This window comes from Streptomyces sp. NPDC111606 (assembly GCF_055656945.1).
The window spans coordinates 308805-319968 of record NZ_JBVKBY010000013.1 but is presented as its reverse complement, the minus strand read 5'-3'; the positions used below and the strand labels follow the sequence as shown (position 1 = coordinate 319968).

Below are 11164 nucleotides of genomic sequence, written 5' to 3'. Positions count from 1 at the left end.
GGCGGCAACAACAACTGGTTCGCGTCGTACGCCTACTGGTACTTCAAGCTCTACGGCCACGACAACGTCAAGCTCCTCGACGGCGGCCGCAAGAAGTGGGAGCTGGACGCCCGCGAGCTGGTCGAGGAAGTTCCGCAGCGCCCGGCGGCCGACTACAAGGCCAAGGCCCAGGACACCTCCATCCGCGCCTTCCGTGACGACGTGGTGGCGGCCATCGGTTCGCAGAACCTGGTCGACGTCCGTTCGCCCGACGAGTTCAGCGGCAAGCTGCTCGCCCCGGCCCACCTGCCGCAGGAGCAGTCGCAGCGTCCGGGCCACGTCCCGTCCGCCCGCAACATCCCGTGGTCGAAGAACGCCAACGACGACGGCACCTTCAAGTCGGACGACGAGCTCAAGGAGCTCTACGCCGACGAGCAGGTCGACCTGGCGAAGGACACCATCGCCTACTGCCGCATCGGTGAGCGCTCCGCGCTGACCTGGTTCGTCCTGCACGAGCTGCTCGGCGTGGAGAACGTCAAGAACTACGACGGCTCCTGGACCGAGTACGGCTCCCTCGTCGGCGTCCCGATCGAGCTCGGCGCCAACAAGTAAGCCCTGTAGCAAGAGCACAGACCCGCAAATCCCGACCGGCCTTCCTTCCGGTCAGACCCCTTCTGGAGAAAGACATGTGTGGAGCGAAGGCCGGCGGCCCCGACGCCTCGACGATCAAGCCCGGTGAGACCACGATCCAGGGTCAGGTGACCCGCGACGGCGAGCCGGTGACGGGCTACGTCCGTCTGCTGGACTCGACCGGCGAGTTCACCGCGGAGGTCCCCACCTCCGCCACGGGCCAGTTCCGCTTCTACGCGGCCGAGGGCACCTGGACCGTGCGCGCACTCGTCCCCGGCGCCACCGCCGACCGTACCGTCGTCGCCCAGCAGGGCGGCCTGGCGGAGATCGCGATCGCGGTCTGAGGCACTCCTGATCGGCCGAAGGGCCGCACCCCGCGGGTTGGACGCCTGGGGTGCGGCCCTTCGTCCTGTGCGGAGGCGGGCGGTCGCGGCCCCAGCAAGGGGAGTCCTGTGGGCCGGCCGACGCGGATTTACCCTGGAGTCATGTACGCACGGCGACGTCACCGGTACTTCGCCATGATGGGGATCTGCATCACGCTCTTCGTCCTGGCCTGGGGTGTCGTACGCCTCTGGTCGGTCCCGGTGGCCGTGGGCATGTGCGTGGTCGCCATGGTCATCCCGCCGTTCGCCGCCATGGTCGCCAACCGCCGCGGCCCGGAGGACCGCTGGTGGGACGACCCGTCCGGCGACCCCCAGTCCGACGAGTGGTGGGACGAACTGGACGGCAAGAAGCGGCCGCGGCAGTGAGCGGCCCCCGGCGGTCCGGCCCGCCGCGAGACGCGTGGCTGTCTCAGTAGACGAGCGCCTGCGTGTCGTCCCCCAAGGCCTCCTGCACGAAGACCTGCGCGCCCGCGATCCGTACGCCCTCGATGACGTCCTTCTCCGTGATGTCCCGGCGGGCCGCGCACTGCGTGCACAGGGTGAGACGGCCGGTGGCCAGGACGGAGTCGATCAGGTCGGGGAGCGGGGCCGCGTGCGGGAGTTCGAACTCCGCGGCGCGGCCCGGGAGGGCGAACCATGCGGACTCGCCGGTCAGCCACACGGAGACGTCGACGCCACTGGCCACCGCCACCGCCGCCACCGTGAACGCCTGTGAGCAGCGTTCGGGGGCATCGGCCCCCGCCGTCACCTTGATCACCAGCTTCTTCGCCATGGCCGAATCGTAATCAACTCCCTTACAACCTGGTGCATTGGCCATGGGTCTCCTGTGCGCGCGCATACGGAATGCGCACTTCACGTTCCGTGGGGGGACGTTTTGGATGAATCTGAAGAAGTCGGCGAGGCCGTGCCCCGGCCCCGCCGACGGGGGCGTACGGCATTGCTGATCGCCGGAGCCGTCGTGCTCGGGGTCGTCGCCGGGACCTGCACCGGTTATCTCGTGCAGGCCGACCGCGAGCCCACGAAGCTGCCGCCTCTGTCCCAGCCCGTGGTCAAGCAGGCCACGGGCGAGGTCGAGCCGCTGTCCGCCGCCGAGGACCGTCGCGTGAAGACCGACGGCGACCTGCGCAAGCTGCTGCTCAAGCGGCCCAAGGGCACGCGGGACACCGTGTTCGAGCTCGGCACGGACGGCTGGATGGACCTCGCCGAATACGCGGAGACCTTCGAGAAGCCGGAGGAGGCCGTCGGCAACCTCATCGAGGAGCAGTTCCGCCGTGCCGCCGGTACGAGCTGGCGGGCGGGCAGCACGCAGAACGTCGTGATCCACCTGGTCCAGTACCGCCAGGAACAGGCCTTGTCGGCCGCCGAGAACGCCGAGGGCGCCCACTACTGGGCCGAGGAGGAGTCCGGCACCCGCAGCTGGCCCGTTCCCGGCACGGGTGACGGCATGGCGTACGTGCACGACACCCCGGATCGCAAGCCCGGCTACCTCCCGCTGTACTCGGCCGAGGCGCACGCCTGGCGCGGTGACATCGCCGTGGACATCTGGGTCTACGACACCAAGCCGATCCCCAAGGAGAAGATCATGGACCTGGCCAAGCGGCAGGTGGGCCGGCTGTGAGCGAGACACCTGAGGAAGTTCGGAGCCCCGAGGCCCTGCCGGCCTCCGAGAGCGCCCAGAGCCCCGAGATCCTCGCCGGCCCCGAGAACCTCCTCGCGAGCCCCGGCCCCAAGCGGCCTCGCGCCTCGCGCGTCGCCGCCCTCGCCGGGACCGTCCTGCTGCTCGGTGCCGTCGTCGGCGGTGCCGGCTACACCGTGGTGACCGTCCAGGACGCCGACCGCGATGCGGGCAAGCCGACCTGGAAGTTCCCCAAGCCCGCCGCGGCCGGCGACAAGGCGGAGGGGGCCAAGGGGACGGCCACGGGGCTGGCCGGCCTGCTGCTGCCGTACGACGAGAAGGGCTACACCCGCGGTCCCGACCTCGGGGAGTTCGGCTCCGACGCCGAGCTCAGTGGCCGTCAGGCCACCGCCCTGCGCGAGGAGTCGCTCAAGGACCTGCCCCGCAGCGAGCGCCGGAAGCTGAAGAAGGAGCTCGACAAGCGGAGCCTCAAGGGCATGGCGATGCGCAGCTACTACAACGCCGACCCCTACGACGTCCACCACAAGACGGCGTTCTCCGTCAGCGTCGTACTGGCGCGGATGGAGAGCCGCGACGACGCACGGGAATCCGCGAGCGCCCAGAACGAGTTCCTCTCCGCCATCGGCATCTTCCGCAAGGGCCCGAAGATCGAGGGCCACAAGAACGCCAAGTGCTTCCTGACACCCAAGGTCGACGACGAGAAGCTCGACCGGGTGTTCTGCGCGGCCTACTCGGGAGACGTGCTGATCAGCGCCACCGCGTCGGGCATCCGGCCGCTCGACCTGAACAGCATCGGGATGTTCGTCACCCGACAGCTCGACCGCATCGACGACCCGGGGAAGGCCGTATGACCGAGCAGCAGCCCATCGCCACGGCGCCCGTCGCCGACGCACCGCCGCCACCGGAGGCACCCCCCGTTCCTGCCGTTCCTCCGATGAGCCCGGAGAGCCCGGACAACCCGGTCGTTCCGGTGAAGAAGGATCGCCGCGTCCTGCGCGCCGTCCTGCGCTGGACCGCCACCGTCGTCGTCTTCGCCGCCGTCGGCGCCTCGACCGCGTACGGCATCACGCGGATGGAGCGTACGGACGTACCCGGTCTCGAGACCGAGGCGGACGGGCGCTGGGCCTACCCGGCGATCACCAAGCCGCCGCTGCCCTCCGGCAGCCCCGCGCCCTTCGCCGAGGAGAACGCGGCCGCCCTGCACCACGCGGACCTGCGCAAGCTGCTGCTGCCGGCGCCCGCGGGGGCCAGGGCGGACAAGGCCGACAAGGCCCTGAGCGGACGCAACGGCTGGCTGGCGACGAAGGACTTCCTGGCGGCGTACGAGTCGGCGGAGGACCGGGACGCCCTCACCCAGGTGCTCAAGGACCACGCCCTGCGGCACATCGCGGCCCGCGGCTGGACCACCCCGGACGGCACGCACACCCGGATCTACCTGCTGCAGTTCGAGTCCGCCCAGGTGGCCGACGTGCTCCAGCAGGACCACTTCACCAGCTACGACTCGCCCCAGCACGCCCTGCGCGGCGCCGCCGAGGTGCACCTGGACGAGGAGTTCCCCGCCGAGGCCGAGGTCGTCGACGTACGGCACTACGCGTACACCGAGGCCAAGCCGTACGGCGCCGAGCAGGTCCGGCAGGCGTACCTGGTGTCGGGCGACGTCCTGGGGCTGGTCGTGCAGTCCCGCAAGGGCGGTGCCGCGGCCGTCCCCTTCCAGCAGACGGTGGTCCTGCAGAGCCAGCTGCTCGGCTGATCCCGAGAGGGCCCACCTCACACGGAGGGCCGGTCCCCGGCCGCGTAAGCTGGGGCCCGGCCCTGTGTACGTACCGCACACTCTCCGCTCAATCGAGGAGCAACCCCGTGGAGATCTTCTTCGAAGCCCTGCTGGTCCTGGTCTGCGTCGGCGTCCTCGCCTTCGCCGGGCTGGCCGTGAAGAAGCTGTACCAGGGCCAGCGCTGATCCCCATCCCCCGACGTACGAGACTTCTGAGCTGCTCATGATCGAGATCCCGTCCGACCTTCACAAGGACCTCGTCCCCCTCGCCTTCCTGCTCGGCAGCTGGGCGGGCGCGGGCGTGCACGACTTCCCCGGCTCCGAGAAGTGCAACTTCGGGCAGGAGGTCACCTTCACCCACGACGGCCGGGACTTCCTGGAGTACCGGTCCCACACCTGGGTGCTGGACAACGACGGCAACAAGGTGAAGCCGCTGGAGTCCGAGTACGGCTTCTGGCGCATCGACGCCGACCGCAAGGTCGAGGTCACCATGGTCCGCGACGACGGCGTCGTCGAGATCTGGTACGGCGAGCTGGCCGACAAGAAGCCGCAGATCGACCTGGTCACGGACGCGGTGGCCCGCACGGCCGCCTCCGGCCCGTACACCGGTGGCAAGCGGCTGTACGGCTACGTCAAGAGCGACCTCATGTGGGTCGGCGAGAAGCAGACCCCCGAGGTCGAGCTGCGTCCCTACATGTCGGCCCACCTGAAGAAGGTCGTCAGCCCGGAGGACGTCGAGCGCTGGGCGAAGGCCCTGCCCGATGACATGCCGGACGACGGCATCGCTTTCTTCAAGTAGTCCTAGACTCTTGGGTGTGGTGAGCACCGACTGGAAGAGCGACCTCAGGCAGCGCGGCTACCGGCTGACGCCTCAGCGTCAGCTTGTCCTGGAAGCCGTGGACACCCTTGAGCATGCGACCCCCGACGACATCCTCGTGGAAGTGAGGAAGACGGCGTCGGGGGTCAACATTTCCACCGTGTACCGGACCCTGGAGCTCCTGGAGGAGCTCGGGCTGGTCAGCCATGCCCACCTGGGGCACGGCGCGCCGACGTATCACCTGGCGGACCGGCACCATCACCTCCACCTGGTCTGCCGCGACTGCACCAATGTGATCGAGGCCGATGTGTCGGTGGCGGCGGACTTCACGGCGAAACTGCGCGAGACCTTCGGGTTCGACACGGACATGAAGCACTTCGCGATTTTCGGCCGCTGCAAGGACTGCGCGGAGCGTGCAGGTCAGCCGGACCGTTCGACCCAGGGCTCGAACGGCAAGAGTTCAACTACCGAGTCGTAGGCTTGTGCCCATGAAGAGCCCCCTGCTGACCCTGCCCGGCGCCGTGCCCGCCGAGGGCGTGGACGAAGGCGTCGCCGCCCACTACGGCGACCTGTTCCGCGAGCAGCGTGCCCTCGCCGACGGCACCGGTTTCGTCGACCTCTCGCACCGCGGAGTGATCGCCGTCACCGGCCAGGACCGGCTGAGCTGGCTGCATCTGCTGCTCACGCAACACGTCAGCGATCTCCCGGTGGGCCAGGCCACCGAGGCGCTGATCCTCTCCGCGCACGGCCACATCGAGCACGCGCTGTACCTGGTCGACGACGGCACGACGGTCTGGGCCCATGTCGAGCCCGGCACCCAGGACGCGCTGATCGCGTACCTGGAGTCGATGAAGTTCTTCTACCAGGTCGAGGTCGTCGACCGGACCGCCGAGCGCGCGGTCGTGCACCTGCCCGCCGGGTCCATCGCCGAGGTGCCCGAGAGCGCCGTCGTACGCGAGACGGCGTACGGCCGCGACCTGTTCCTCCCGCGCGCCGACCTGGAGTCGTACGCGGAGAAGGCCGGCCCGCCGGCCGGAATCCTCGCCTACGAGGCGCTGCGCGTCGAACACCACCGCCCGCGCCTCGGCTTCGAGACCGACCACCGCACCATCCCGCACGAGCTGGGCTGGATCGCCAGCGCGGTGCACCTGCAGAAGGGCTGCTACCGCGGCCAGGAGACCGTCGCCCGGGTCCAGAACCTCGGCAAGCCGCCGCGCCGGCTGGTCTTCCTGCACCTCGACGGCAGCGAGGTGCACCTGCCGACGCCCGGCACCGAGATCCGCCTCGCCGACGAGGGCCCCGATGGCCGCAAGATCGGTTTCATCACGACGTCCGTACGGCACCACGAGCTCGGCCCGGTCGCGCTCGCCCTGGTCAAGCGGAACGTGCCGGTGGACGCGCCGCTGATGGCGGACACGACGGCCGCGGCGCAGGAGACGGTGGTCGAGCCCTAGATCTCCAGGAGCACGGTGAACGGGCCGTCGTTCGTCAGGGACACCCGCATCCGGGCCCCGAACCGGCCCGTCGCCACCGTCGCGCCCAGAGCGCGGAGTTGGGCGACGACCTCGTCCACGAGGGGCTCGGCGACATCGCCCGGGGCGGCGGCGTTCCAGGTGGGCCGTCGTCCCTTGCGTGCGTCGCCGTACAGGGTGAACTGGCTGATGACGAGGAGCGGGGCGTCGATGTCGCTGCAGGACCTCTCGTCGTGCAGCATGCGGATCGACCAGAGTTTGCGGGCGAGTTGGGCCGCCTTCTCCTTGGTGTCCTCGTGCGTGACGCCGACGAGTACGCAGAGCCCCTCGCCGCCGATCTCCCCGACCGTCTCCTCGTCCACGACGACACTCGCGCCGTCCACCCTCTGCACCACAGCTCGCATGCGGTCATCATGCCGTGTGCGGGGGAGTGGCCTCATTGGGGGTTTCTTTTTTGATCCTTAACCGCCCATCTGGGCCCGTTCGGGGGCACTCGGTCACATTGCGGCCAGTTGGGATGGCACCATGCTTCCACACGCCGGTCGAGGGGACGGTAGAGGCATATGAGCACACCGAGTTCAGGGCAGCCTCCTGGGGCTGTCGTGTTGAGCCACGCGGCCCAGCTGGACGGCCTGCGGCCGCCCACGCAACGCACCGCCGAGGATCCGGGCCCGCGGCTGCCCGTGGAACCGCCCGAGCACGACCTGACCGCACTCAGCCTGCCCGAGCTGCGCACCCTGCGCCGGGACGCCCAGCGCGACGAGGCGGATCTGAGTTATGTACGACGGCTGCTGCAGGGGCGGATCGACATCCTGCGGGCGGAGGTGGCACGGCGCTCGCCGGCGGGCGCGGCGTCCGTCGTCGACCGCCTCCCGGAGATCCTGACCGACGCCCCGGCCCGCCACCGCTCCTCGGCCCGCCACGTGACGCTGGGCACCCCGCAGAGCGAGGAGTACCGGTTGCTGGCGGCCGAAATGCTGGCGGAGGTCGAACTCTCGGACCTGGAGGCCCGCACGGACGCCGAACTGAACACCGCCATGGGACGTCTCGTCCGCTACGAGCAGCAGGTGTCCCGCCGCCGCCAACGCCTGCAGCGGACGGCCGACGACTGCAGCGCGGAGATCGCACGGCGGTACCGGGACGGTGAGGCGCAGGTGGACGACCTGCTGACGTAGCACGCCGGTCGGAGCAGTCCGAGGTCCGGCGCCTGAGGCGAGCCCCCACCACCCGGAGGGGGCTTTGCCTTTGCCCGGCTGGGGGTGCCCTCTTTGGGGGAGTTCGAGGGCGAGTAAAAACCCGGCGACACCTCACGCCCGCCCACCTACCGTGACCCCATGAGCCGTCCCGAACCTCCCACCTCCATAGACGTCCGCCCGATCACCGAGGCCGACATCCCCGACTGGACCCGGGCCCTGAACACCGGCTTCCTGCGCAGCCCCGACGTCTCCGAGACAGAGGTCGCCGACCGCGCGTCGTACATCGTCCCGTCCCGCACCCTCGGCGCCTTCGACAGCGGCCGTTGTGTGGCGACCTTCCGCTCCTTCGCACAGGAGATCACCGCAGTCGGCGGCGCCCCGGTCCCCGCAGACGCCGTCTCGAACGTCACCGTCTCCCCCACCCACCGCCGCCGCGGCCTGCTCAGCCGCATGATGGCCCACGACCTGGCCGCCGCGAAGGACCGCGGCGACGTCGTCGCCACCCTGATCGCCGCCGAGTATCCGATCTACGGCCGCTACGGCTTCGGCCCCGCCACCTCCACGGCCCAGTGGACCGTGGACGTCCCCCGCACCGGCCTCGACCCGAGGTGGTCCGGCCCCGAGGACGGCGGCCGTATCGACATCGTGGACGGCGCGGACGTACGCAAGATCGGCCCGGAGCTGTACGAGCGGGTGCGCCGCGCCCAGCCGGGCGCCGTCGACCGGGACGAGCGCTGGTGGCAGGTCAGCACCGGGGCGCTGCGCCTGGACAGGTCCCCGTGGACCGAGCCCTTCTTCGCCGTGTACCGCTCGGCGGGCGGCGAGGTCCAGGGGTTGGCGTCGTACAAGGCGGACGACCACTGGGGCGACGGCAAGCAGCCGCTCAACACGGCGACCGTGGACTGGCTCGTCGCGGCGACCCCGGACGCCGAGCGCGCCCTGTGGCGCTATCTGTGCTCGATCGACTGGATCACGACGGTCAAGAGCGGCTGGCGGGCTCCCGACGACCTCCTGCCCCTCTACCTCCCCGACCCGCGGGCGGCCAGGGTCACGACGCTGGCGGACTGGCTGTGGGTACGGATCCTGGATGTCGTACGGGCGCTGGAGGCGCGGACGTACGAGGGGCAGGGGTCGCTGGTGCTGGATGTCGTGGACGGGGGCGGGCTGGCCGGCGGACGCTACCTGCTGGAGGCGTCGACCGACGGGGCCTCCTGTACGCCGACCACGGCGGCGCCCGAACTCACCCTCGACGTCGCCGACTTGGGCAGCCTCTGGCTCGGAGACGAGTCCGCCGTACGGCTCACCGCGCTGGGGCGGGTCCGGGAAGAACGAGCGGGCGCCGCCCGGGTGGCCGACGCCCTGCTGCGTACGTCCAGGCGACCGTGGTGCCCAGACGTTTTCTGAGGTCTCCTCTCTGCCGGTGACAGGTCTGCTCATCCGTAGCGAGCTGTTCAGTTGTGGTGGTGGGCTGTGCGCCCGTATCCGGTTGGGCCGAGCGGTTGTGGCTGTGCGATCGGTATTCGGTTGTCGATGTGAAGTTGTGGCTGTGCTGACCGACCGGGCTCCCGGCTCCCCTCCGGAAGGGAGCCCGGACGGCCGAACCTGGTCGCCAAGCCTTCGCGGGAAGGCCTAGTGGGCGAGCAGCATGACGAGGATCACCGCGCCGATGCCGCCGATCATGGTGTTCTTGGCCTTGATACCGATGGTCAGGGCGAGAAAGGCAATGATGCCCATCGGCCCGTACTTCCACTGGATGAGTTGCTCGAATCCAATGACGAGCGCGGCTACGGCCAGGTAGATGAGCGGCATGCCGGTCTCCTCTCGGGGACGATGGTCGACAGAGCCGACTCTGGTGGCCAACCCTCCTGAAGTTTGACCATGTTGCTTAAGTTGGCGACCAACTTCACTGTACTTATGACCGCTTGGAACGTCTCATAACCACCATCCCCGGAACTGCCTAAAGATGGCGGGAAGTTGTAGTGTTTGGTCGTGGAGCCGAAACACGCCTCCGTCAATGGGCGGAAGAGTTCACAGCGGCCACAGAAGTCACATCGGGACGTGGCCGATGAGCTGCGTGCCCGCATCAGCTCGGGCGCCTTGCAGCCCGGCCAGCGCATGCCCACCCAGGCCAAACTGGCGGACGAGTTCGGCGTCGAGCGCGGAGCCGTACGGCAGGCGCTGCGCATTCTGCAGTCGGAGCATCTGCTCACCAACGTGTCCAAAGGAGCCCCGGCGACCGTCGCCCCCGACCTCGGCAGGGCGCTGACCGGCCCCGGAGCCGCACCGCAGCCGACCATGGTGGCCCTCGCCCCGCGGATAGCGGCCGCTTTCGCCGCCCCGCACGTCGAGATCGACGCGCTGTGCCTCACCTCGGTCTCCCTCACGCTCGCCATGGGCGAACCGCTCCGCCAGATCCACGCCGGACAGCTGAAACCGGCCAAGGTCGACGTCCGCGTCATGCTGCCGAGCCGCGACATCCCGCTCGCGTTCCCGACAGCGGTGGACGCCTCGGCCGACGACGCCGACCTGCAGCTGCGCCGGCGCTGGCTGGCCCAGCGCAACGCCCAGGGCCAGGTGCTCCGGCACAATCTGCTGGCGCTGCGCGCCACGCACGGCATCGATGTGCAGGTGACCTTCCGGGCGCTGCCGTTCACACCGCCGGTGAAGCTGTACCTCCTCAACGGCACGGAGGCGCTCTTCGCCTACTACACGCTGGCGCGCAGCGAGGTGGAGATCGGCCAGCGGCACCTGGAGATGTACGACGCCCCCGGCATCCAGTCGACGCTGTTCGCCTTCGAGCAGGGGGCCGGGCTGCGGGACACGACGTTCGTGGAGCAGTCGCATGTGTGGTTCAACGCGCTGTGGGAGACGATCAGTTCGGAGCTGCTGCTCACGAGCTGATCATCCCCCACAGTGTTTGACCTGAGTGTTTGTCGTTGTCATAGGGCGGGACCCGAAAGCAGGATCGCGAGGACGACGGCCCCTATCGAGCTCACGGTCGGGCTCTTGGCCTTGATGCCTATGGTGAGCAGCAGCAGGCCGACAATGCCGGTGGCACCGTACTTCCACTGGAGGGTCTGCTCGACGCCGACGACGAACACGGCGGAGAGGAGTGCGAGAACGGGCATCGGTGTTTCCCCCTTCGGGCTTCTGGGGATGGAAGGATTACTTCCGCCAACTCAACCAACTTGGCGCCAACTCCAACTAAGTTGTCCCCACTTGGCCCCTACTTTGAAACAAGCTACAAACAACTGCCCATAGATGGGTGAGAGTTGTAGCGT

General features: G+C 69.3%; 16 protein-coding genes. 12 read left to right on the top strand and 4 right to left on the bottom strand.

The window, feature by feature from the left end:
- From ACZ7M7_RS37915 to ACZ7M7_RS37905, 3 genes are all read left to right on the top strand, one after another.
- On the top strand, window positions 1-591 hold a 591-nt coding region (locus tag ACZ7M7_RS37915; protein ID WP_472125061.1), incomplete at its 5' end, for a sulfurtransferase.
- A gap of 74 nt (window positions 592-665) precedes the next feature.
- Window positions 666-953 (top strand): DUF1416 domain-containing protein, encoded by a 288-nt coding sequence (locus tag ACZ7M7_RS37910; RefSeq protein WP_328426615.1) that lies wholly within the window; start codon window positions 666-668, stop codon window positions 951-953.
- Window positions 954-1094: 141 nt separating this feature from the next.
- Entirely contained in the window at window positions 1095-1358 is a 264-nt protein-coding gene (locus tag ACZ7M7_RS37905; protein ID WP_383607201.1) for a DUF3099 domain-containing protein, read from the top strand.
- A 43-nt stretch (window positions 1359-1401) separates the two neighbouring features.
- On the opposite strand, the gene ACZ7M7_RS37900 is transcribed toward ACZ7M7_RS37905, so the two are convergent.
- Window positions 1402-1764: a DsrE family protein gene (locus ACZ7M7_RS37900; protein ID WP_369271939.1), complete on the bottom strand. Its 363-nt coding sequence runs from the start codon at window positions 1762-1764 to the stop codon at window positions 1402-1404.
- Between the two features lie 132 nt (window positions 1765-1896).
- On the opposite strand from ACZ7M7_RS37900, the gene ACZ7M7_RS37895 reads away from it, so the two are divergent.
- From ACZ7M7_RS37895 to ygfZ, 6 genes are all read left to right on the top strand, one after another.
- Window positions 1897-2610 carry a hypothetical protein gene (locus tag ACZ7M7_RS37895; protein ID WP_451175254.1) on the top strand — a complete coding sequence of 238 codons (714 nt, stop codon included), beginning with the start codon at window positions 1897-1899 and terminating at the stop codon, window positions 2608-2610.
- Window positions 2607-3479, top strand: a complete 873-nt coding sequence (locus tag ACZ7M7_RS37890) for a hypothetical protein (protein ID WP_472125056.1) — start codon at window positions 2607-2609, stop codon at window positions 3477-3479. Before ACZ7M7_RS37895 ends, ACZ7M7_RS37890 begins: the two co-directional genes overlap by 4 nt.
- Window positions 3476-4378 (top strand): hypothetical protein, encoded by a 903-nt coding sequence (locus tag ACZ7M7_RS37885; RefSeq protein WP_472125054.1) that lies wholly within the window; start codon window positions 3476-3478, stop codon window positions 4376-4378. Before ACZ7M7_RS37890 ends, ACZ7M7_RS37885 begins: the two co-directional genes overlap by 4 nt.
- A gap of 243 nt (window positions 4379-4621) precedes the next feature.
- Window positions 4622-5197 carry a heme-binding beta-barrel domain-containing protein gene (locus ACZ7M7_RS37880; protein WP_383607197.1) on the top strand — a complete coding sequence of 192 codons (576 nt, stop codon included), beginning with the start codon at window positions 4622-4624 and terminating at the stop codon, window positions 5195-5197.
- A gap of 16 nt (window positions 5198-5213) precedes the next feature.
- On the top strand, window positions 5214-5693 hold the full coding sequence (locus tag ACZ7M7_RS37875) for a Fur family transcriptional regulator (RefSeq protein ID WP_472125051.1): 480 nt from the start codon (window positions 5214-5216) through the stop codon (window positions 5691-5693).
- Between the two features lie 10 nt (window positions 5694-5703).
- Window positions 5704-6669, top strand: coding sequence for a CAF17-like 4Fe-4S cluster assembly/insertion protein YgfZ (ygfZ, locus tag ACZ7M7_RS37870; protein WP_383607193.1), 966 nt, complete (start codon window positions 5704-5706; stop codon window positions 6667-6669).
- Here the strand turns inward: ygfZ and dtd are convergent.
- The gene (gene dtd / locus ACZ7M7_RS37865) at window positions 6666-7091 is read right to left on the bottom strand and encodes a D-aminoacyl-tRNA deacylase (RefSeq protein ID WP_472125048.1); all 426 of its coding nucleotides are present in this window, start codon (window positions 7089-7091) and stop codon (window positions 6666-6668) included. The genes ygfZ and dtd overlap by 4 nt on opposite strands.
- A gap of 159 nt (window positions 7092-7250) precedes the next feature.
- Between dtd and ACZ7M7_RS37860 the strand changes: the two genes are divergently transcribed.
- Both ACZ7M7_RS37860 and ACZ7M7_RS37855 read left to right on the top strand, forming a co-directional pair.
- The gene (locus ACZ7M7_RS37860; RefSeq protein ID WP_383607189.1) at window positions 7251-7862 is read left to right on the top strand and encodes an RsiG family protein; all 612 of its coding nucleotides are present in this window, start codon (window positions 7251-7253) and stop codon (window positions 7860-7862) included.
- A gap of 159 nt (window positions 7863-8021) precedes the next feature.
- Window positions 8022-9287: a GNAT family N-acetyltransferase gene (locus tag ACZ7M7_RS37855; protein ID WP_472125044.1), complete on the top strand. Its 1266-nt coding sequence runs from the start codon at window positions 8022-8024 to the stop codon at window positions 9285-9287.
- Window positions 9288-9512: 225 nt separating this feature from the next.
- Here the strand turns inward: ACZ7M7_RS37855 and ACZ7M7_RS37850 are convergent, their stop codons facing one another.
- Window positions 9513-9692: a hypothetical protein gene (locus ACZ7M7_RS37850; protein ID WP_328426638.1), complete on the bottom strand. Its 180-nt coding sequence runs from the start codon at window positions 9690-9692 to the stop codon at window positions 9513-9515.
- Window positions 9693-9866: 174 nt separating this feature from the next.
- Here ACZ7M7_RS37850 and ACZ7M7_RS37845 point away from each other — a divergent pair, with 174 nt between their 5' ends.
- Window positions 9867-10784 (top strand): winged helix-turn-helix domain-containing protein, encoded by a 918-nt coding sequence (locus ACZ7M7_RS37845; protein ID WP_451175265.1) that lies wholly within the window; start codon window positions 9867-9869, stop codon window positions 10782-10784.
- Between the two features lie 38 nt (window positions 10785-10822).
- Here ACZ7M7_RS37845 and ACZ7M7_RS37840 read toward each other — a convergent pair whose 3' ends face one another.
- Window positions 10823-11011 (bottom strand): hypothetical protein, encoded by a 189-nt coding sequence (locus tag ACZ7M7_RS37840; RefSeq protein WP_369271927.1) that lies wholly within the window; start codon window positions 11009-11011, stop codon window positions 10823-10825.
- Between the last annotated feature and the right edge of the window lie 153 nt (window positions 11012-11164).